Below are 20,825 nucleotides of genomic sequence, written 5' to 3' on the forward strand. Positions count from 1 at the left end.
ATCCCGAACCCGACCCCGAAGGACACCAGCATGAATTCGTCCACCGGCAGCACGGCCGGGGCCGCGACGCGGAGTCGTGGAGAGCGCGCGCGCAGTGGCCAGACCGTGCTGGAAGTGACCGACCTCGCGGTGCAGTTCCCGACCGCCGATGGCTTGGTCAACGCCGTCAACGGGGTGAGCTACACCGTCGAGGCCGGACGCACTCTGGCCATCGTGGGTGAGTCGGGATCAGGTAAGAGTGTCTCGAGCATGGCCGTCATGGGCCTGCACGACATGCGCCGCACCCGGATCTCCGGCTCGATTCTGCTGGATGGACAGGAGTTGGTCGGAGCATCGCCGGCTACCTTCCGCAAGCTGCGCAGTCAGACGGCGGCGATGATCTTCCAGGACCCGCAGTCCAGCTTCCACCCTTTTAAGAAGGTGGGTGCCCAGCTCGCCGAGGCGTACCTGGCCCACCACAAGGTGAGCAAGCAGGTGGCTGCCAAGCGCGCCGTCGAAATGCTCGACCGGGTGGGTATCCCCAACCCGCAGCGCCGGGCCAAGCAGTACCCGCACGAGTTCTCGGGCGGTATGCGGCAGCGCGCGATGATCGCGCTCGGATTGATCAATGACCCCAAGTTGCTCATCGCCGATGAGCCGACGACAGCGCTGGACGTCACCGTGCAGGCGCAGATCCTCGACCTCATCAACGATCTGCAGAAGGAATTCGGCTCCGCCATCATCCTCATCACCCACGACCTCGCAGTCGTCGCCGAAGTCTCTGACGACGTCCTGGTGATGTACGGCGGACGCGGTGTCGAGTTCGGCACCACCGCCGAGGTGCTCGCGACGCCGCGCCATCCCTACACGTGGGGCCTGCTGGGGTCGGTGCCCTCGCTGACCTCCGACCCGAACGAGCCGCTGCGGCCGGTGCGTGGCAACCCGCCCAGCCTGCTCAACCTGCCGAAGGGTTGCTCGTTCAACCCGCGCTGTGATTTCAGCTCCCGGGTGCCGGGGGAGAAGTGTTTCACCGTGCTGCCGGAGTTCGAGCCGGTGCCGGGTGAGCCGGGACGATTGACCCGATGCCACCTCACCGAGCCCGCCGAGATCTTCGCGACCGAGGTCGCACCGAAGCTGGGGATGTGACGCCATGGCTGATTTGAACAAGAACAACAACACCGATCGTGCTGACAGCACCGACGCTGGTGCCCAGCGCTACGACGACGTGAACCTCGCCAGGGCCGGGCAGGCGCCGTCGGTGGTTCACGAGCGTCAGGCAACCAGTGGGCGTGAGCCGTTGATGGTGGTCAAGGACCTCGTCAAGCACTTCCCGATTAAGGAATACACCGGCGTCTTCCCGACCACCCTGCAGGTGCGGGCGGTCGACGGCGTGAGCTTCGACCTCGCCGCGGGTGAGACCCTCGGCCTGGTGGGCGAATCAGGTTGTGGCAAGACCACCACCGGACGCCTGATCACCCGTCTCATCGAGCCCACCAGCGGTTCGATCGAGTTCCAGGGCAAAGACATCACCCACATGAAGGAGAAGCAGTTGCGGCCTTTGCGTCGCGACATCCAGCTGATCTTCCAGGACCCCTACGGTTCGCTGAACCCCCGCTTCACCGTGCAGACGATCATCGGTACGCCGCTGGAACTGCACAACATGGTGCCCAAGAACCAGATCAAGGCGCGGGTGCAGGAGCTCCTGGAGTTGGTGGGCCTCAACCCCGAGCACGTCAACCGTTACCCGAACGAGTTCTCCGGCGGTCAGCGCCAGCGCATCGGTATCGCCCGTGCGCTCGCGGTGGAGCCCAAGGTGATCGTGGCCGACGAGCCGGTCTCGGCTCTGGACGTCTCGATCCAGGCCCAGGTGATGAACCTGATGGCGAAGCTGCGCCGGGAGCTCAACATCGCCTTCGTCTTCATCGCCCACGACCTCGGCGTGGTGCGGCACTTCTGTGACCGTGTCGGCGTGATGTACCTCGGCAAGATGATGGAACTCGGCGACCGCGAGCAGATCTACGGCGCGCCCGAGCACCCGTACACGCAGGCGCTGCTGTCGGCCGCGCCCGACCTGGACGTGGTGCGCGGCGCGCAGCCCGGTGAGCGCATCCGCCTGGTCGGCGACGTGCCGAGCCCGATCGACCCGCCGAGTGGTTGTCGTTTCCGCACCCGTTGCTGGAAGAAGCAGGACATCTGCGAAACCGAAGAGCCGTTGATCAAGGGCGACGGAGCCAGTCCGCTCGGCCACGGCATCGCCTGCCACTTCCCGGAGAAGAAGACCGACCTCACCGCACAGGTGGAGGACGTCAGCGCATAACTGACGAGAGGTACATCAGCCCCGGACGATAAGGTCTAGGACGATGACCTGCACGCCACGAACCAGCTCCGCGCCGACCATTGGCGCGGAGCATTCGTATGCCGTCCGGGCGAGTGAGCCTCGCACTCTGCCGGCGCGAGCTATCTAGGGCCGATCCGGCCCGGCCCCGCCTCGCCCATCACCCGAAACCAAAGGACTCCTCATGGAAACCGCCGAGATCCGGCGCCGTTGGCTGAAGTACTTCGAAGACAACGACCACGTCGTCGTGCCGAGTGCTCCGCTGATCTACGACGACCCCAACCTGCTCTTCGTCAACGCCGGCATGGTGCCGATGAAGCCCTACATGTTGGGTCAGCAGGCCGCTCCCTGGCCGCGGGCGACCAGCGTCCAGAAGTGTGTGCGCACCGGTGACATCGAAGAGGTCGGCAAGACCTCCCGCCACGGCACGTTCTTCCAGATGAACGGCAACTTCAGCTTCGGCGACTACTTCAAGCAACGCGCCGTCGAACTCGCCTGGGGCTTGGTGACCACCCCCATTGCCGAGGGCGGCTACGGCCTTGACCCGGAGCGCGTCTGGCCGACGGTCTACGAGGACGACGACGAGGCCTTCGCGCTCTGGCACGAGCACATCGGTGTGCCGCTGGAGCGGATGACGCGACGCGGCAAGGAAGACAACTACTGGCACATGGGCGTACCCGGCCCGGGTGGCCCGTGCTCGGAGTTGTTCTACGACCGCGGTGCGCAGTACGGCGCCGACGGCGGACCTGCGGTCGACGAAGACCGCTACATGGAGTTCTGGAACCTCGTGTTCATGCAGGACGACCTATCGCAGGTGCGTAGCAAGGCAGACTTCGACATCGCCGGTTCGCTGCCGGCGAAGAACATCGACACCGGTATGGGCCTGGAGCGCATGGCCACCCTGCTGCAAGGCAAGGACAACCTCTACGAGATCGACGAGGTTTTCCCGGTGCTGGCCAAGGCCGCCGAGATGACCGGCAAGAAGTACGGCGAGAAGTCGGGCCAGGCCGCCGGTCAGTCGCACCCGGACGATGTGCACCTGCGCGTCGTGGCAGACCACGTCCGCTCCAGCCTCATGCTCATCGGCGACGGCGTCACCCCCGGCAACGAGGGCCGCGGGTACGTGCTGCGCCGCATGCTGCGCCGCGCCGTGCGGGCCATGCGTCTGCTGGGGTACCAGGACAAGGCGCTGCCAGAACTGCTGCCGGTCTCGATGGAGCGGATGAAGGCCAGCTATCCCGAGCTTGAGACCGACTTCGCCCGGATCAGCCAGATCGCGTACGGCGAGGAGGACGCCTTCCGGCGCACCCTCGGGCAGGGCACGATCATCCTCGACACCGCGGTCACCAAGGCCAAGCAGACCGCTGCGTCGACCGGTGGCGGTCCGGCGCAGTTGGCCGGCGAGCAGGCCTTCCAGTTGCATGACACCTACGGCTTCCCGATCGACCTCACCTTGGAGATGGCGGCCGAGCAGGGCGTCCAGGTGGACGAGACCGGCTTCCGCCGTCTGATGAAGGAGCAGCGCGACCGCGCCAAGGCCGACGCCAAGGCGAAGAAGGCGGGCCACGCGCACACCGAGGTCTGGAAATCGCTGCGCGAGCTGGGCGCCACCGATTGGCTTGCCTACCAGGGCCTGTCGACCGACGCCAAGGTGCTCGGCATCGTCATCGACGGCGAGCAGGTGCCCGAACTCCAGCCAGGCCAGACCGGTCAGGTGGTGCTCGATCGCACGACCTTCTACGCCGAGTCCGGTGGTCAGGTGGCCGACTCGGGTGTGATCCAGGGGCCGCACGGCAACGTGCTCGTGCGTGATGTGCAGCGTCCCGTCAAGGGGTTGGTCGTGCACACCGTCGAAGCAACCGAGCACGGGCTGACCGTCGGTGATGCCGTCGAGGCCACGGTCGACTCCGAGTGGCGCACCTCCGCCTGCCAGGCCCACTCCGGCACGCACGTGGTGCACGCTGCGCTGCGCCAAGTGCTCGGCCCATCGGCGCTGCAGTCGGGTTCGTACAACAAGCCCGGCTACCTGCGACTCGACTTCGCCTGGAACTCCGCGCTCTCGCCCGAGACCCGAAGCGAGATCGAAGAGGTTGCCAATCTCGCTGTGCGACAAGACCTTCCGGTCGCAGCACAGTTCATGACGTTGCCCGAGGCTCGTGAGTGGGGAGCCCTGGCGCTCTTCGGCGAGACCTACGACGAGCAGGTGCGCGTCGTGGAGATCGGTGGCCCCTGGTCGCGCGAACTCTGCGGTGGCACGCACGTCGCACACTCCTCGCAGATCGGTGCGCTCAGCCTCACCGGTGAATCGAGCGTCGGCTCCGGCGTCCGCCGCGTCGAGGCATTCGTCGGAATGGACGCCTTGCGTTACCTGGCCAAGGAGCGTGCGCTGGTGGCCGAACTCAGCGGTCTGGTCGGCGCGCCCGCCGGCGAGTTGCGTTCGAAGGTCGAAGACCTGCTGGCCCGTGTCAAGGACGCCGAACGGCAGATCGCCCGCCTTCGTCAGGAGCAGGCGCAAGCCAACGCGGCCGGTCTGGTCGCCGATGCGGTCGACATCAACGGCGTCCGCGTGCTCACCCACGACGCCGGTGAACTGCCGGCCGACCAGGTGCGTTCACTGGTGCTCTCGCTGCGGGAGCGGCTCGGCGACGCCTCCGGTTCGGTGGTTGCGGTCACCGGGGTGAACGGCGGCCGTCCGGTCGTGGTGGTCGCCACCAACCAGGGTGCTCGTGACCGCGGCGTCCAGGCCGGCGCGCTGGTGAAGCAGGCAGCCTCGGTGCTCGGCGGCGGTGGCGGCGGCAAGCCGGACGTCGCCCAAGGTGGCGGTTCGGATGCCAGCAAGGTCGGCGCAGCCTTGAGTGCCGTTGCCGACAGCGTCCGCGGCACGGTCGGCTGACCATCATGAGGCGTGGCGTCCGGATCGGTGCGGACGTGGGCTCCGTCCGGGTCGGGATCTCGATCTGCGACCCGGACGGGCTGCTCGCCACCCCGGAGACGACCTTCGCTCGCGACGCCGCCAAGGACCGCGACATCGAGCAGGTGCTCGCGCTCGTCGATGAACGAACAGCAATCGAGGTGATCGTCGGACTACCTCGGTCGTTGTCCGGTGACGAGGGTCCGGCCGCCCAGGCAGCCCGCTCCTGGGCCACCGCACTCCGCCGCCGCCGCCCCGAACTCTCCGTCCGGATGGTCGACGAGCGACTCACGACGGTGGATGCTCATCGGGTGATGCGTGATGCCGGAATTTCGACACGGCGCAGTAGAAGCGTCATAGACAGCCAGGCTGCTGCCATGATCTTGCAAGTTGCGCTGGACACCGAGCGCACGACCGGCACACCGCCGGGTGTGTTGGTGGGTGCTCGGAAAGCACGTCACCGTGGTCGTGGCAAGAAAGAGGACTCTGCATGAATGACTCCCGTCTCTCCGATTCGATCTTCGGAGGGGGAGAAGAGCCGGGCGAGCCGGTGCGCCGCCTGCCCGGGCAGCGACCCAAGCCTGCCCAGACGCGTGCCCAGGCACGCCAGCAGCGTCCGGCGGATTCCGGTGGCGGCGACGGCCCCAGCCAGGTGCAGCGCAACCGTCGCAGTTGCCTGGTGATGTTGCTCGCTGCGGTGCTCGTGCTCGGTGGGGTCGGTCTCGCGGTCGGCACGCTGGGTTCCAGCCTGCTGCCCAGTTTCGGTGGGGGTTCCGACGAAGGTGGTGATTTCACCGGCGAGGGTTCGGGCACTGTGGACGTGCAGGTCAAGCCTGGCGATTCGGGTGCGGCCATCGGCCGGGCACTGGAGAAGGCGGGTGTTGTGAAGTCGGCGAACACCTTCGCGCGGGTTGCCGGCAGCAACCCCGATTTCGCCAAGATCCAGCCTGGCACCTACGAACTGAAGCGGACGATGAGTTCGCAGGCTGCACTCAACCTGCTGCTCGACCCGGATTCGCGGGTCAGCGCCGGTGTCACGATCCGTGAGGGTCTCTGGCAGAACGAGATCTTCGCGATCCTGTCCAAGCAGACCGGCACGCCGCTGGAGGACTACAAGAAGGTCGACCCCAACACGCTGGGCCTGCCGCCGGCCGCGCAGGGCAAGCTCGAGGGATTCCTCTTCCCCTCGACCTATGAATTCGCACCCAAGACGTCCGCCGCCGACCAGCTCAAGGCGATGGTCAGCTACGGCGTGAAGCAGATGAACACTCTCGGCGTATCGGCTGACAAGCTGCGCCACGTGGTGATCGTGGCTTCCATCGTCCAGTCCGAATCGCGTCTGGGGCCCGATGGACCCAAGGTCGCGCGGGTGGTCGAGAACCGCTTGAAGGACCGCATGCCGCTGGGTATGGACTCCTCGATCCACTACATCACCCAGAAGCGCGGCACGGTCACCACGACCGACCAGGAGCGCAACAGCAGCAGCCCCTACAACACCTACCGCAACCAGGGACTGCCGCCCGGGCCGATCAGCAACCCGGGCATGGAGGCCCTGAAGGCCGCCGCCAACCCGGCGCCTGGTCCGTGGTTGTACTTCGTGACCGTCAACCAAAGCACCGGTGAGACGAAGTTCTCCACGTCGCTGGCGGAGCACAACCGTTATGTCGCCCAGTTCCAGGCATGGTGCCGGGCCAATCCGGGTAAGTGCTGATGCATCGCGCGGCGGTGCTCGGGTCACCGATCCAGCACTCGCTGTCGCCGGTGCTGCATCGCGCGGCCTACGTGAGTCTCGGACTGCGCGACTGGAGCTACGACCGGTTCGAGGTGGACGAGGCGGGCCTGGCCGGTTTCCTGGCTGAGCTGGACGACAGCTGGGCGGGGCTGTCGCTGACGATGCCGCTGAAGGAGCAGGCACTCGTGCTGGCCGACCAGTGCGATCCGCTCGCCCTGCAGACCGGCGCCGTCAACACCTTGGTGGCCGACGAGACCGGCTGGACCGGCTACAACACCGATGTCCACGGCTTGGTCGCAGCGCTCGGGGACGCCGGCGTCGGACCAGGTGCCGGGATGGAGACGGCGATGATCCTTGGATCGGGGGCGACCGCCAGGTCGGCCTTGGCCGCGGTGGCCGAAATAGGTGTCACCCGGGTGGTCTTCGGAGTACGTCGTGAAGCGCGGGAGTCAACGATGGCTCAAGCCCGTGATCACGGGATCGACGCAACGACGATCTTGTTGACCGAGTGTGCGGGTCATCTGCACGACATCCGCTTGGTGATCAGCACCCTTCCGGCGGGTGCCGCCGACGGGTTCGGCAACGACGTATTGGAGCGTGGCCCGATGGCGCCGGACGACTCGGTGTGGCTGGATGCCGTTTATGCCGGTTGGCCGACCCTCTTCGCCCAGGCGGCGTCGGCCGTCGGGGCGCAGGTGGTCTCCGGCCTGGAAATGTTGGTGCACCAGGCAGTGCGCCAGGTGGAACTCATGACCGGGATGACCCCCGACCTCGGTGTCGTCCAAGCTGCTGGACGGGCTGCGTTGGCTCGCGGCTGACGTGGAAAGATCGCGGTCATGTTCCGCTGGTTGACCGCAGGTGAATCCCATGGCCCGTCGCTGACCGCAATCGTCGAGGGCCTGCCCGCCGGGGTGGAGGTCAGTTCAACCGATCTGGCCGATGCGCTGGCCCGACGCCGACTGGGTTATGGCCGCGGCGCTCGGATGAAGTTCGAGCAGGACGAGGTGTCCTTCGTCGGCGGTGTTCGTCACGGCCGCACCCTCGGATCACCGGTAGCGATCAGCATCGTCAACACCGAATGGCCGAAATGGCAGGCCGTCATGGGCACCGACTCGGTCGATTCGGAGGCCTTCGCCGCTGCCGACGACGTCGGTGCTCCTCAGGAACTCGCGCGCAACAAACCGCTCACCCGGCCGAGGCCGGGGCATGCCGACCTCGTGGGCATGCAGAAGTACGGCTTCGAGGAGGCCCGTCCGATCCTCGAACGAGCTTCGGCTCGTGAGACCGCCGCGCGCGTTGCTCTCGGTGCGGTTGCTGAGGCTTTCCTGCGCCAGGCCTACGGCATCGAGCTTGTTTCGCACACGGTGTCGATCGGCACGGCTGACACCTCCGTTAATGCCGTCCTGCCGACGCCACGGGACGTCGACGCCCTCGACGCCGACCCGGTGCGCTCTCTCGACGAAGCAGCATCGGCTGCCATGGTCGCCGAGGTCGACGCCGCCAAGAAGGACGGCGACACCCTCGGTGGCGTCGTCGAGGTGCTTGCCTACGGCGTGCCTCCGGGCCTGGGTTCCCACGTGCACTGGGACCGGCGGCTGGACGCCCGGCTGGCGTCGGCGCTCATGGGCATCCAGGCGATCAAGGGCGTCGAGGTGGGCGACGGTTTCACCACAGCCGCTCGCCGCGGCTCGGCCGCCCACGACGAGATGGTGCGTGCGGACGGCGTGATCCGCCGCAGCTCCAACCGCGCCGGCGGCACCGAGGGCGGCATGTCGACCGGCGAGCCGCTGCGGGTGCGCGCGGCGATGAAGCCGATCTCCACCGTTCCCCGCGCGCTGCAGACCGTCGATGTCACCAGCGGCGAAGCAGCCACTGCCATCCACCAGCGCTCCGACGTGTGCGCAGTGCCCGCCGCAGGAGTGGTGGCCCAGGCCATGGTGGCCCTGGTGCTGGCCGAGGCCTGCCTGGAGAAGTTCGGCGGAGACAGCGTCGCCGAGACCTCCCGCAACCTGCACAGCTACCTGGCCGCGATCCCGGAGACGATGCGATCGTTCGACGAGGTGCAGCCGTGAGTGGGAGTGGCGCGCCGATCGCGGTGTTGATCGGGCCGCCCGGTGCCGGTAAGTCGACAGTGGGGCGGCTACTGGCCGATGCGCGTGGGGTCGCCTTCGTCGACACCGATCAGCTCGTGCAGCAGCGCTCGGGCCGTTCGATCAGCGACATCTTCGTCGAGGAGGGCGAAGCCGCGTTCCGCACCCTTGAGGTCGAGGCCACCCGAGAAGCGTTGCACGGCAACGGAGTTGTCGCCCTCGGCGGAGGTGCACCGATGCAGGCGGCGATCGCAGAACTCCTTGCCGGCCATCGGGTGGTCTTTCTCGATGTCACCATCGCCGACGCTGCCGGCCGGATCGGTTTCGACGGCTCGCGTCCGTTGCTCGCGGTGAACCCTCGGGCGACGTGGACGCGCATGATGAAGGAGCGTCGACCCACCTACGAATCACTCGCATCCGTCCGCGTCGACACAGGTGGGCGCACGCCGCAGCAGGTTGTGCAGGAGCTGGACGAGCAGTTGGAGCAGCAGTGAGCGCGCGCGCAACCATCCGGGTGGGCGACGACTACGACGTCGTCATCGGACGTGGAGTGCTCGACGATGTCGCAGCGGCTGTGCCCACGGGTGCAATGCGGGCGCTGCTCGTGCACGCTCCTGCGCTGGCCTCCCGCGCTGCCGAGGTGGCCGACAGCCTCCGTGGCTCGGGCCTGGACGTACTCGTCCGGGAGTTGCCGGACGCTGAGGCCGCCAAGACCGCAGAGGTGGCGGCGCAGCTGTGGTCGGCGCTCGGCGAACACGGCTTCACCCGCACCGATGTCGTGGTGGCACTGGGTGGGGGAGCGACCACCGACCTCGGCGGATTCGTGGCTGCCAGTTGGTTGCGCGGCGTCCCGGTGGTGCAGGTGCCCTCGACGCTGCTCGGCATGGTCGACGCGGCGGTCGGTGGCAAGACCGGCATCAACACCCCCGAAGGCAAGAACCTCGTCGGCGCCTTCCACTCACCGGTGGCAGTGCTCTGCGACCTCGACCTGCTCGACACGCTGCCGCGTGCCGACCTGGTGGCTGGCAGCGCCGAGATCATCAAGTGTGGGTTCATCGCCGACCCGGTGATCCTCGACCTCGTCGAGGCCGATCCGGCTGCAGCCCTCGACGTACACGGTGACGTGTTGCCGGAACTGATCGAACGGGCCATCCGGGTGAAGGCCGAGGTGGTGGCCGCCGACCTCAAGGAATCGTCGCTGCGGGAGATCCTGAACTACGGCCACACCTTCGCCCACGCGATCGAACAGGTGGAGCAATACCGCTGGCGGCACGGTGATGCAGTGGCGGTAGGCATGGTCTATGCCGCCGAACTCGCTTGTTATGCAGGGTTGTTGAGCCAAGACCTCGTGCAACGTCACCGCGATGTGCTCAGCTCGGTCGGTCTTCCGATCAGCTACGAGCCGGGACGCTGGGGTGAACTGCTCACCGTGATGGCTCGCGACAAGAAGACCCGCGGAGCCACCCTGCGCTTCGTCGCCCTGACCCACGTGGGCTCGCCGACCAGGCTGGAAGGCCCGGAGCCGTCGTGGTTGCGAGCCGCGTACGACGCGGTGAGCCTGCCGACCACCACGTCCTGCCCCCAGCCGGAGCAGGCTGGCTGACCTCGTCGGCCTTCGCGAGCGATGGGGCTACCAGCTGCTCGAGGAGACGGACCTCAGTTGGCCTGCGAGGTGGCCGACGGCGGCGCCGACCCTCCGACCGGGGCCGTGCCGAGCATGATCTCCTGGATCTGGCTACGCCACGGCTCACCGAGCACGCCCCAACCGTCCTGGTAGTCGTAGACCTCGCCCAGCGGTGTGCCCTTTCGGGTGCCGAGCATGAGCTCCACATCTCCGGGCTCGAGCAGCGACGGGTGGATGACCCCAACGGCTTCGCTTACTTTGAGCAGGTCGCGGCGCAGCGCAGCCAAGTACTTCGCCACCCGCTCGGCCTTCAGTTCAGGGTCGAGTCCACGTTCGAGCCATTTGTTCTGCGTGGCCACCCCGGTCGGGCACGTGCCCTTGTGGCACTTCTGGGTCTGCAGACAACCAAGCGCGAGCATGGGTTCGCGGGCCACGTTGACCATGTCGACCCCGAGCGCGAAGGCGACCGCGGCACTGCGGGGCAGGCCGAGCTTGCCGGAACCGATGAACGTGAGCTGATCGGTGATGCCCGCTCGCGCAAACCGGGCGTACACCCGGGTGAAGCCGATCAGGTAGGGCAACGCGACGGCGTCGGTGAACACCAGCGGGGCAGCGCCCGTGCCGCCTTCGCCGCCGTCGATGGTGACGAAATCAACGCCTCGTGCGCCCCCAGCCATGCTGCCCGCGAGGTCGTCCCAGAAGGTCATGTCGCCGACCGCTGACTTGATGCCGACCGGCAAGCCGGTGCGTTGTGCGATCAACTCGACGAAGTCGAGCATGCTGTCGACGTCGTTGAACTCCGCGTGGCGAGAGGGGCTGATGACGTCCTGACCGACGGGCACACCGCGGATCTGCGCGATCTCCTCGGTCACCTTCGCACCCGGCAGCACGCCGCCGAGGCCGGGCTTGGCGCCCTGCGAGAGCTTGATCTCGATCGCCCTCACCGGTGCTGATTGCACGAGGTCGACCAACCGCTCGAGATCGAAACGTCCCTGCTCGTCACGACATCCGAAATAGCCGGTGCCCACCTGGAAGACGAGATCTCCACCGTGCCGGTGATGCGCAGACAAGCCGCCTTCGCCGGTGTTGTGCATGGCGCCAGCAAGCTGGACGCCGCGGTTGAGCGCCTCGATCGCCCGGCCCGAGAGCGAGCCGAAGCTCATCGCCGAGACATTCACCAGGCTGTCCGGACGAAAGGCCTGGACGCGTCCGCGCGGTGCACCCAACACCTTGGCGCTGGGAAGGTGCACCTCGTCGCCGGCGTGGATGCCGGTCGGTGGGGGAGTCGGGGAGAAGGTGCGGTGCTTGATGATCGGGTAGCCCTCCTCGGTCTCGACGTTGTTGTCGGTGCCGAAGGCCACGTAATTGTTCTCGCCCTTGCACGAGGCGTAGATCCACGCGCGTTGATCACGGCTGAACGGCCGCTCCTCGTCGTTGGCGGCCACGATGTACTGACGCAGCTCCGGGCCGATCTTCTCGATGCCGTAGCGGGCGTGTCCGATGATCGGGAAGTTGCGCATCAGGGAGTGCTTGCGCTGCAACATGTCGTGGGCTGCGACGGCGGCGGCCGCCGCGGCGGGCACCGCTGCGAGGAGGGATCGCTTCATGGGTGCAGTCTGCCGCTGCGAGCGGTCATATGGGCCGATATCGGCGAGCATCACCGCACGTGGCAGTGGTGCGCATCGGACGCCGGTACGATGGGGCAGTTCCCGGGTCGACTGCCCTGTTGGCGAGCCCCGGACATCCGCAGACATCGACGACGAAAGTGATACCGCGCGTGGCATCCACGAACGACCTGAAAAACGGAATGGTGCTCAAGATCGACAACCAGTTGTGGTCGGTCGTCGAGTTCCAGCACGTGAAGCCCGGTAAGGGCCCGGCCTTCGTGCGCACCAAGCTCAAGAACGTCCTGTCGGGCAAGGGCGTTGACAAGACGTTCAACGCCGGCGTCAAGGTCGAGACGGCGAATGTCGACCGTTCCGACATGCAGTACCTCTACAAGGACGGCAACGACTTCGTCTTCATGGACACCAAGTCCTACGACCAGATCAACGTGCCTGCCGAGGTCGTCGGCGACGCCGCCAACTACCTGCTGGAGAACCAGGAAGCCATCGTCGCCCAGCACGAAGGCACCGTGCTCTACATCGAGCTCCCGGCTTCGGTCGTCCTGGAGATCACCCACACCGAGCCCGGCCTGCAGGGCGACCGCTCCAGCGGCGGCACCAAGCCGGCCACCGTCGAGACCGGGGCCGAGATCCAGGTGCCGCTCTTCCTCGAGACCGGCGTGAAGGTCAAGGTCGACACCCGCGACGGTTCTTACCTGGGTCGCGTCAACTGACGAATGGGCGCTCGCACCAAGGCGCGTAAGCGTGCCCTCGACCTGCTCTTCGAAGCCGAGCAGCGCAGCGTGAACGCTGTTGCGCTGCTCGACGAGCGCGTCGCCGCGCCCGTGACGCCCGCACCGCTGCCGGAATACACCGGCGTGCTGGTGCGTGGTGTCGTCCATCACTGGGTGGCGATCAACGACGCGCTCACCACGTACAGCAAGGACTGGCCGCTCGACCGCATGCCGGCCGTCGACCGCAACCTCCTTCGCATCGGCGCCTACGAGCTGCTCTTCAACGACGACGTGCCCGACAAGGTGGCGATCGCCGAATCCGTCGCTCTGGCAACGGAACTGTCGACGGATGAGTCGCCGAAGTTCGTCAACGGACTGTTGAACAGGCTCGCCGAGGTGAAGTCGACGCTCGTCTGAGCTCACTCCGTGCACCGACGCCCACCCATCGCCTTCGCGATCGGGTGGGCGCCTCCTTGGTGGGCCACTTCCGAACGAGTTCGACCGGACGGAGCGAAGAGGAGCGGTGTAGCAGTACGGGCCGGTAGCCTCACCCTCGTCATGCGGACCGGTGGGAGGACCATGAAGAAGTCGATCGACTGGCTGGTTTTCGTGTGCCTTCTCCTGGTCAGTGCGTGCACGAAGGTGTCGTCGGATCCGGTTCGTTTTGCACTCGTGAAGCGCGATCTGACTGCCGTTGTCCAACTTTCGGATCCGGGAATGAACAGTCTCGAGCGAGCGGGCTTCATCTTCGTCGGCGATGTGCCGACCCCCCGACTGGAGGAAGTGGCGAACACGGCCGTGAAGTTCGGCCCCAAGGTGAAGGAGTACGTGGCGCGTGCCCGACCGAGGGGAGGGATCCTCTTCTTGGTGCCGAGCAATGAGGAGAAATTCCAGTCGTGGTCGATGGAGAGCGCGGGGGATTACGACGGATTCACGATGTCCAGCGGCTCCGGAACCCCGTGGATCGTGCTCTCGCCGAATCTCTGGGTCGATGCTCCGGAGCCGAACTGGCGTGACGCGGTCATCGTGCATGAAATGGTGCACGCCTACACCGACCCACCCCGGTCGGTCGAGCCGTGGGTGCTGGAAGGTTTTGCGGAGATGGCCATGCAAGATCTCACCGGCGACTGGTGGCCGCCGACGGAATTCCCGCAGAAGGTATTCCTTCCCACCGATGAGCAGTTCAGCGGTGACGGAGAGGCCGCATATTTCTTGGCCGGCGACTTCTACGTGTACCTCAGCGAGGTCCATGGGATGGAGAAGGTGAACTCCTTCCACACCAAGGCTCTTTCGGTCAGCCCGGAGAGCGTGTTCAAGGAGGCCTTCGGCATCACCCTGGACGAGGCTGTCAAGGCGTGGCAGAAGGACTATGCCGAGCGGCTGCCGCAGATGGAGCAGGACTCCGCCGCCTGAGCCTCCCTCGACACGGCTGGGTATGCAACGCTTCGAGAGTGGGAACAGCCGGGGGAGTGGAGCTAGGCCGGAACGCCGGTGCAGGCGACGGCGTCCCAACTGTCGTGAGCACGGTCACCGATCTCCAGCAGGCGGCCCTGCGCCATGTCGGCAAGGCGCCACGTCGATCGCGTTGGGCGGTGATCGACGTCCTGCGCGGTGTCGCGATCGTGGCGGTGGTGCTCTTCCACCTCGTCTGGGATCTCGGCCATTTCGGGCTGATGGATCACTGGACACGCACGCCGGCCGGACGCATGACCGGGCATGTCATTGCGGGCACGTTCCTCTTCCTGACCGGTTTCAGTCTTGTGCTCGCTTCGCGGGGCGGTGTCAAGGCACGACCCTTCCTGCGGCGGTTGGGCAAGTTGCTGGCGTGTGCCTACGCCATCACGTTCGCAAGCGTCATCATCGCCCCGCCGTGGCTGGTGACTTTCGGAATCCTGCACGACATCGCGCTGACCAGCGTCCTACTGCTGCCCTTCCTTCGGGGATCCAAGCTCATCGCGATGGGCGCCGCCCTTCTCAGCTTCGCGCTCCCAGCGATGATCAGCATCGACTCCACCTCGCGCTGGCTGACCTGGACCGGCCTGACGCCGACGCTCTCACCCAGCCTGGACGTCCAACCGCTCTTCCCATTGTTCGGGGTATCACTTCTCGGGGTCGTGCTCGCCCGACTCGTGATCGAGCGAGCACAGTTGGAGTCGGCTCTCGCCAGCTGGGCGTCCGCAGACCCGCTCTCGACCACGATGCAGCGCTGGGGCAGGCACACTCTCGCGATCTACCTGTTGCACCAGCCCGTGCTCTTCGGGTTGTTGAACCTGCTGATCTGGACCGGACTGATCACCCCGCGAGCCTGATGGCGCGCTTGGTCGGCGCTCCAGGAGTGGCGATCGGATGGGCGCCGCGAGCCGGTTTATAGTGCAGGAGGTCCTGCGGCGGTCGTCCCGTGGATCTTCCTGAGCCGAGCAATCAGAGGGCACCTCTTCCATGACTTCGACCAGTCGAACGACATCCACGTCCGACCCGGTGACCGCACAGACCCATCAGACCAACCGACTGGCTGGCTGGGCGCCCCTCGCTCTCGGCACGGTCGGTGTGATCGTCATGCTGATCGGCGCCGGCACTCCCGTGCTGGACGTCGTGCGCTACGGCCTCTACCTGCTGATCGGCGTGCAGATCCCGGGCATGCTGGTGCATCGCGCGCTGCGCGGGCGGCCCGATCACGCCGTGGCCGATCTCTCGCTCGGTGGTGCCGTCGGTATGGCTGTCGGCATGGGCGGCTGGGCGATCTTCATGCTGCTGGGCATCCAGCAGTTCCTGTGGGTCTGGCCGCTGCTCATCCTCGTCCTGTTCGCTGCCGTGCCCGATCTGCGCAAGCACTGGACGACGGCGCCGTACCCCGAGCACGTCAGCACGGTCAGCGCGTGGGTGCTCGCAGCCGCGGCGGTCTTCTACACCCTCGCGCTCGGCGTTGAGCACTGGCATGGTCAGGCCCTGCCACCGAAGGCCAACTTCTACTACATCGACCAGTATTGGCACCTCGCGAATGTCGCCGAGCTGACCAAATCGCTGCCGCCCGACACCGCATCCGTCACCGGGCGCACGCTGCACTACCACTGGTTCGTCAACGCCCATGTATCGATCGGCCACATGATCTCCGGGGTCAGCGCCCCGGTCGCGTATCTGCGCTTGTGGGAGCCGCCCTTCGTCGCGGTCATCCTCGGCCTGATGTTCACCCTCACGCGCTCGATCACCAAGCGGTGGTGGGCAGCAGCGCTCGCGTCCCTGATGCTGGTGCTGCCCACTCAGCTCATGCCCTGGACCTGGTACAAGCCGTGGGCCTCCTTCGCCCTGACCGAGGGCAGCCCCAGCCAGACCTTCGGGGTGTTGGTGCTCCTGGTCGGCTCCATCGTGCTGCTGCCGATGCTGAAGGGCAGGAGCATCGGCTGGGGCTCTTGGGTGTTGCTCGGTGCTGTCGGGATCCTCGGCGGCGGCGCCAAGCCAGCCGTCCTGCCGGTGTTGTTGTTCGGTCTCGGAGTGGTCTTCCTCTGGCGACTGTTCACCCGGCAGAAATTCTGGGCGCTCATCGGCGCGATGGCGGTACTTCTCGCTGGCCTGGTCGTCACCTCACCGCTGACCGCGCAGGCCGCCAGCGGTTCAAGCTTCAAACTCTTCGGCCTCATCTACTTCAGCCCGATGTGGACCAAGTTCGTCGGGCCCGAGAATGTGCACCCGCCGGGCAGCGGACCGCTGATCCTGCCGGGCCTCGGCGAATGGCACAACCTTCGCCTCGCGATCCTGATGCTCATCGCGATCATGGCGCAGTTCTCGTTCGTGTTCGCGGGCCTGGCTCTTGCTCGCCGGCGTCGTGGCGCCGACCGTGCGGAGGCACGTCCTGCGCGCGGCCGACTCAACCCGATCGCGATCTTCCTGACCAGCGGTTTCGTCATCGGCATGGTCATGACCTTCACGATCGACCACCCGGGTGCGTCGGAGATCTACTTCGCACGCACCGGGACGCCCTTCGGGATCATCCTCGGTGTCTGGGGTCTGAGCTACGCCATCCGCCAGGCGCGCGAGAAGCACAGCGACGAGCAGGTCTTCACCGTGCTGGGAGCTGCGGTCATGACGGCGATCATCATCGTGCTGGGAGTCATCCTGGCCGGCGGTCGCAAGCCGGAGCGGGCTGACCTGGCCTTCGGCCTCTTCCGCCCGATGCTCGTCGTCGGCGGCGTGATTCTTGCGGTGGCCGTCGTGTGGTGGCTGCTGCGTCGCACGGCCGCACCGTGGTTGCGTGGAGTGGGAATGGTCTTCTTCACCACTGCTTTGCTGACCACGCTCAGTGTGCAGGGCCCGTTCATGACAGGGCTGCACACCGTCCAGGCCTTCACCGGTCAGAACGAGAAGACGTTGCCGCCGTGGCATGTCACCTCCAAGGAGGTCACCGGGGCGCAGTGGATGATCGAGAACACCCCGCCCAAGGACGTCGCGGCCACCAACGTCCACTGCTTCAAGAAGGTCACTTACGACCGGTGCGAGGCACGCTCGTACTGGCTGCCGGCCTTCTCCGAGCGGCGTTACCTGGTGGAGACGTGGGCCTACACCGAGGAGAACCTCCTGCAGGTCGACAAGTACACCGGCGGATTCGGGTTCTTCCCCTTCGACGATCCCGAGAAGCTGCGGATCAACGACGCCGCCTTCACCGATCCCACGCCGGAGGGTCTGGCCACGCTGCGCGACAAGTACGGCGTGAAGTGGCTGGTGGCAGTGACGAAGGCCAGCAAGGTGTCACCCAAGCTCGACGAGCTCGCGACGCTTCGTTACGCCAACTCCGACATGCGCATCTACCAGCTGAAGTAGCCGGTCGACGCGACGGCGAAACCAGCAAGAACATCGGTCCCGAGGGGCGCGTCGGTCAACCATGACCGCGCCCTTCGGGGCCGTTCGTCGTCGCCGCCTCGGGGGGCTAGAGTGGCACCCGTTCGACATCCTTTAACGATTCCGTCCTGTGAGGCGGCGAAGGAGGTCCTGACGTCTTGGTGCGTCCTGACTCTGCATCCTCCCCGGGTGCCACCGGCTCCCACGAGCCAGCCTCGGGTCGAGTAGTTCTCTCCTCCAGCGATATCCAACGCTGTCTGCGACGCATCGCGCACGAGATCGTCGAGCACAACAAGGGCACCGAAGACCTCGTGGTGTTGGGCATTCCTGCGCGCGGTGCGGTGCTGGCCGAACGGCTCGCGGAGGCCCTCGAAGAAGTCGAGGGCGCGTCCGTGCCGGTCGGCACACTCGACGTCACGATGTACCGCGACGACCTGCGGCGCAACCCGGTGCGCGTGGCCTCGCCCACGACGATTCCCGACTGTGGGGTCGACGACAAGGTGGTCGTGCTGGTCGACGACGTGCTCTATTCGGGCCGCACCGTGCGTGCCGCGCTGGACGCGCTGGGCGACCTCGGCCGTCCGCGGGCCGTGCGTCTGGCGGTGCTGGTCGACCGCGGTCACCGCGAGTTGCCGATCCGCGCCGACCACGTCGGCAAGAACCTCCCCACCTCCAGCCAGGAGCGCGTCTACGTGCGCCTGGCCGAATCCGACGGCGTCGAGGACGAAGTGCGCATCGATGCCGGAAGGACTGCCACCTCGTGAAACACCTGTTGTCAGCCGCCGATCTGAGCAAGGATCAGGCGCTCGAACTGCTCGACACCGCCGCGCAGATGCACGACGTGCAGCAGCGCGACGTCAAGAAGCTGCCCGCCCTGCGCGGACGCACCGTCGTCAACCTCTTCTTCGAGGACTCCACCCGCACCCGCTCCTCCTTCGAGATCGCCGGTAAGTGGCTCTCCGCCGACGTCATCAACGTCTCGGCCAAGGGCTCGTCGGTGAGCAAGGGGGAATCGCTGCGTGACACCGTGCAGACGGTCGCAGCGATGGGCGTCGACGGTCTGGTCATCCGCCACCACGCCAGCGGCGCACCAGCACAGGTCGCGCGCTGGGTGGACGCGATGGTCGTCAACGCCGGCGACGGCACCCACGAGCACCCGACGCAGGCGCTGTTGGACGCGTACACGATCCGCCAGCGGGTCGGCGACCTGGCCGGCAAGCACGTGGCAATCGTCGGCGACCTCACGCACTCGCGGGTGGTGCGCAGCAATCTGCTGCTGCTGCGCACGCTCGGTGCGCAGGTCACCCTCGTGGCGCCTCCGACGTTGATGCCCAGCGGCATCAACGACTGGGCTGCGGCAGACGGCTTCACCATCACCCACGAACTCGACCCGGTGCTGCCGCAGGTCGACGTGGCGATGATGCTGCGCGTGCAGAAGGAGCGGATGTCGGGCGGCTACTTCCCGACACCGCGTGAATACACCGTCCACTACGGACTCACGCGCGACCGGCTGCGCAAACTGCCGTCGCACGCCGTGATCTGCCACCCCGGCCCGATGAACCGTGGTCTGGAGATCGCTGCCGACGCCGCCGACGAGGCCCGCTCGGCGATCCTCGACCAGGTGTCGGCCGGCGTCGCCGTGCGGATGAGCGTGCTCTACCACCTGCTGGGAGGCAACCAGTCATGACGCCGACCTACCTGCTCAAGGGCGCCAGCGTCCTCGGCGGTGACCCCACCGACCTACTGCTGCATGAGGGCGTGATCGCATCCGTCGGCGTCGGTGACCGCCCGGCCGACGTCACCATGATCGATGCCGATGGCCTGATCGCCCTGCCCGGCCTGGTCGACCTGCACACCCACCTACGCGAACCCGGACGCGAGGATGCCGAGACCGTTGCCACCGGTTCGGCCGCTGCCGCAGCCGGCGGGTTCACCGCAGTGCTGGCGATGGCCAACACCAACCCCGTGACCGACACCGCCGAGGCCGCCGAGCACATCCACGACCTCGGGCAGCGTTGCGGTCTGGTCGATGTACACCCCGTCGGGGCAGTCACCCGCGGTCTTGCCGGAGAGCAGCTGGCCGAGCTCGGCCTCATGCATCGCAGCCGCGCCGGCGTAGGCGTCTTCTCCGACGACGGCAAGTGTGTGCACGATGCTCGCCTGATGCGCCGGGCGCTGGAGTACGTGCGCTCCTTCGACGGCGTGATCTCCCAACACTCCCAGGATCCTTCCCTGGCCGACGGGCAGGCCTGCTGCCACGAGGGCGAACTCTCCGGTCGCCTCGGCCTGCCCGGTTGGCCCGTGGTCGCCGAAGAGGTAATTGTCGCGCGCGACGTCATGTTGGCCCGGCACACGGGCTCGCGGGTGCACGTCGCACACGTATCGACGGCAGGGTCGGTGGAGGTGATCCGCTGGGCCAAGAAGCAGGGCATCAAGGTCACCGCCGAGGTCACCCCGCACCACCTGATGCTCACTACCGACCTACTCGCCACCTACGACCCCACCTTCAAGGTCAACCCGCCGCTGCGTCCGAACGAGCACGTGCAAGCGCTACGCGAGGCGCTCGCCGACGGCACCATCGACGCGGTCGCCACCGACCACGCGCCGCACGCCCGCCACGACAAAGAGCACGCCTTCGCCGAAGCGGCCTTCGGCATGCTCGGACTCGAACAGGCCCTGCAGGTGGTCAACACCGTGATGCAGCGCAGCGGGGCCCTCGACTGGGCCGGCGTAGCCGACCGCATGTCGAGCGCACCGGCGAAGATCGCGGGCCTGCCCGGTCAGGGTCGACCTCTCACCGAGGGTGAGCCGGCGAATGTCGTCCTCTTCGACCCGTCCGCCCAGACGGTCGTCGATGGAGCCGCATCACAGTCGCTCTCGCGCAACAACCCGTGGCACGGCCACACCCTGCACGGAAAGGTGGTTGCCACATTCCTTCGCGGCAGGGCCACCGTGCTCGACGGAAAGGTGAACTCGTGAACTCCGC

The 20,825-nt window shown here is 66.8% G+C and carries 18 protein-coding genes; 17 read left to right on the top strand and 1 reads right to left on the bottom strand.

Features of this window, described 5'->3' with window-relative positions:
* The first annotated feature begins 30 nt into the window (after nt 1-30).
* From J5M86_RS06485 to aroB, 9 genes are all read left to right on the top strand, one after another.
* On the top strand, nt 31-1,125 hold the full coding sequence (locus J5M86_RS06485; protein ID WP_188060880.1) for an ABC transporter ATP-binding protein: 1,095 nt from the start codon (nt 31-33) through the stop codon (nt 1,123-1,125).
* A 4-nt stretch (nt 1,126-1,129) separates the two neighbouring features.
* Nucleotides 1,130-2,296, top strand: coding sequence for an ABC transporter ATP-binding protein (locus J5M86_RS06490; protein WP_188060879.1), 1,167 nt, complete (start codon nt 1,130-1,132; stop codon nt 2,294-2,296).
* Nucleotides 2,297-2,498: 202 nt separating this feature from the next.
* Nucleotides 2,499-5,207 (top strand): alanine--tRNA ligase, encoded by a 2,709-nt coding sequence (gene alaS, locus J5M86_RS06495; RefSeq protein ID WP_188060878.1) that lies wholly within the window; start codon nt 2,499-2,501, stop codon nt 5,205-5,207.
* A 5-nt stretch (nt 5,208-5,212) separates the two neighbouring features.
* The gene (ruvX, locus tag J5M86_RS06500) at nt 5,213-5,719 is read left to right on the top strand and encodes a Holliday junction resolvase RuvX (protein ID WP_188060877.1); all 507 of its coding nucleotides are present in this window, start codon (nt 5,213-5,215) and stop codon (nt 5,717-5,719) included.
* Nucleotides 5,716-6,936, top strand: a complete 1,221-nt coding sequence (gene mltG / locus J5M86_RS06505) for an endolytic transglycosylase MltG (protein WP_188060876.1) — start codon at nt 5,716-5,718, stop codon at nt 6,934-6,936. The genes ruvX and mltG overlap by 4 nt, the downstream gene beginning before the upstream one ends.
* Nucleotides 6,936-7,775 (top strand): shikimate dehydrogenase, encoded by an 840-nt coding sequence (locus J5M86_RS06510; protein ID WP_188060875.1) that lies wholly within the window; start codon nt 6,936-6,938, stop codon nt 7,773-7,775. The genes mltG and J5M86_RS06510 overlap by 1 nt, the downstream gene beginning before the upstream one ends.
* Nucleotides 7,776-7,793: 18 nt before the next feature.
* Entirely contained in the window at nt 7,794-9,029 is a 1,236-nt protein-coding gene (gene aroC / locus J5M86_RS06515) for a chorismate synthase (RefSeq protein ID WP_188060874.1), read from the top strand.
* The gene (locus J5M86_RS06520) at nt 9,026-9,541 is read left to right on the top strand and encodes a shikimate kinase (protein WP_208965117.1); all 516 of its coding nucleotides are present in this window, start codon (nt 9,026-9,028) and stop codon (nt 9,539-9,541) included. The genes aroC and J5M86_RS06520 overlap by 4 nt, the downstream gene beginning before the upstream one ends.
* Entirely contained in the window at nt 9,538-10,650 is a 1,113-nt protein-coding gene (gene aroB / locus J5M86_RS06525; protein ID WP_188060873.1) for a 3-dehydroquinate synthase, read from the top strand. Before J5M86_RS06520 ends, aroB begins: the two co-directional genes overlap by 4 nt.
* Nucleotides 10,651-10,703: 53 nt before the next feature.
* On the opposite strand, the gene J5M86_RS06530 is transcribed toward aroB, so the two are convergent.
* The gene (locus tag J5M86_RS06530; protein WP_188060872.1) at nt 10,704-12,278 is read right to left on the bottom strand and encodes an FMN-binding glutamate synthase family protein; all 1,575 of its coding nucleotides are present in this window, start codon (nt 12,276-12,278) and stop codon (nt 10,704-10,706) included.
* Between the two features lie 170 nt (nt 12,279-12,448).
* Here J5M86_RS06530 and efp point away from each other — a divergent pair, with 170 nt between their 5' ends.
* The 8 genes from efp (at nt 12,449) to J5M86_RS06570 (ending at nt 20,818) form a co-directional block, all read left to right on the top strand.
* Nucleotides 12,449-13,009, top strand: a complete 561-nt coding sequence (gene efp, locus J5M86_RS06535; protein WP_188060871.1) for an elongation factor P — start codon at nt 12,449-12,451, stop codon at nt 13,007-13,009.
* 3 nt (nt 13,010-13,012) lie between these two features.
* The gene (gene nusB / locus J5M86_RS06540) at nt 13,013-13,426 is read left to right on the top strand and encodes a transcription antitermination factor NusB (protein WP_188060870.1); all 414 of its coding nucleotides are present in this window, start codon (nt 13,013-13,015) and stop codon (nt 13,424-13,426) included.
* 300 nt (nt 13,427-13,726) lie between these two features.
* Nucleotides 13,727-14,422: a hypothetical protein gene (locus tag J5M86_RS06545; protein ID WP_188060869.1), complete on the top strand. Its 696-nt coding sequence runs from the start codon at nt 13,727-13,729 to the stop codon at nt 14,420-14,422.
* 104 nt (nt 14,423-14,526) lie between these two features.
* On the top strand, nt 14,527-15,318 hold the full coding sequence (locus J5M86_RS06550; protein WP_188060868.1) for a heparan-alpha-glucosaminide N-acetyltransferase: 792 nt from the start codon (nt 14,527-14,529) through the stop codon (nt 15,316-15,318).
* Between the two features lie 130 nt (nt 15,319-15,448).
* A complete protein-coding gene (locus J5M86_RS06555; RefSeq protein ID WP_188060867.1) occupies nt 15,449-17,821 on the top strand; it encodes a hypothetical protein in 2,373 nt (790 codons plus the stop codon).
* A 176-nt stretch (nt 17,822-17,997) separates the two neighbouring features.
* A complete protein-coding gene (gene pyrR, locus J5M86_RS06560) occupies nt 17,998-18,603 on the top strand; it encodes a bifunctional pyr operon transcriptional regulator/uracil phosphoribosyltransferase PyrR (RefSeq protein ID WP_223158535.1) in 606 nt (201 codons plus the stop codon).
* Nucleotides 18,600-19,526: an aspartate carbamoyltransferase catalytic subunit gene (locus J5M86_RS06565; RefSeq protein WP_188060866.1), complete on the top strand. Its 927-nt coding sequence runs from the start codon at nt 18,600-18,602 to the stop codon at nt 19,524-19,526. Before pyrR ends, J5M86_RS06565 begins: the two co-directional genes overlap by 4 nt.
* Entirely contained in the window at nt 19,523-20,818 is a 1,296-nt protein-coding gene (locus J5M86_RS06570) for a dihydroorotase (protein WP_188060865.1), read from the top strand. Before J5M86_RS06565 ends, J5M86_RS06570 begins: the two co-directional genes overlap by 4 nt.
* Nucleotides 20,819-20,825: the final 7 nt, after the last annotated feature.

It is taken from the genome of Yimella sp. cx-51, assembly GCF_017654605.1.
Taxonomy (GTDB): Bacteria; Actinomycetota; Actinomycetes; order Actinomycetales; family Dermatophilaceae; genus Yimella.

Excerpts from the sequence above, each read along its gene's own strand:
- J5M86_RS06555 (WP_188060867.1), top strand. The coding sequence starts at position 15,449 with ATGACTTCGACCAGTCGAACGACATCCACGTCCGACCCGGTGACCGCA.
- J5M86_RS06510 (WP_188060875.1), top strand. The coding sequence starts at position 6,936 with ATGCATCGCGCGGCGGTGCTCGGGTCACCGATCCAGCACTCGCTGTCG.
- alaS (WP_188060878.1), top strand. The coding sequence starts at position 2,499 with ATGGAAACCGCCGAGATCCGGCGCCGTTGGCTGAAGTACTTCGAAGAC.
- nusB (WP_188060870.1), top strand. The coding sequence starts at position 13,013 with ATGGGCGCTCGCACCAAGGCGCGTAAGCGTGCCCTCGACCTGCTCTTC.
- J5M86_RS06490 (WP_188060879.1), top strand. The coding sequence starts at position 1,130 with ATGGCTGATTTGAACAAGAACAACAACACCGATCGTGCTGACAGCACC.
- J5M86_RS06570 (WP_188060865.1), top strand. The coding sequence starts at position 19,523 with ATGACGCCGACCTACCTGCTCAAGGGCGCCAGCGTCCTCGGCGGTGAC.
- ruvX (WP_188060877.1), top strand. The coding sequence starts at position 5,213 with ATGAGGCGTGGCGTCCGGATCGGTGCGGACGTGGGCTCCGTCCGGGTC.
- J5M86_RS06530 (WP_188060872.1), bottom strand. The coding sequence starts at position 12,278 with ATGAAGCGATCCCTCCTCGCAGCGGTGCCCGCCGCGGCGGCCGCCGCC.
- J5M86_RS06545 (WP_188060869.1), top strand. The coding sequence starts at position 13,727 with ATGAACAGTCTCGAGCGAGCGGGCTTCATCTTCGTCGGCGATGTGCCG.
- mltG (WP_188060876.1), top strand. The coding sequence starts at position 5,716 with ATGAATGACTCCCGTCTCTCCGATTCGATCTTCGGAGGGGGAGAAGAG.
- aroC (WP_188060874.1), top strand. The coding sequence starts at position 7,794 with ATGTTCCGCTGGTTGACCGCAGGTGAATCCCATGGCCCGTCGCTGACC.
- J5M86_RS06485 (WP_188060880.1), top strand. The coding sequence starts at position 31 with ATGAATTCGTCCACCGGCAGCACGGCCGGGGCCGCGACGCGGAGTCGT.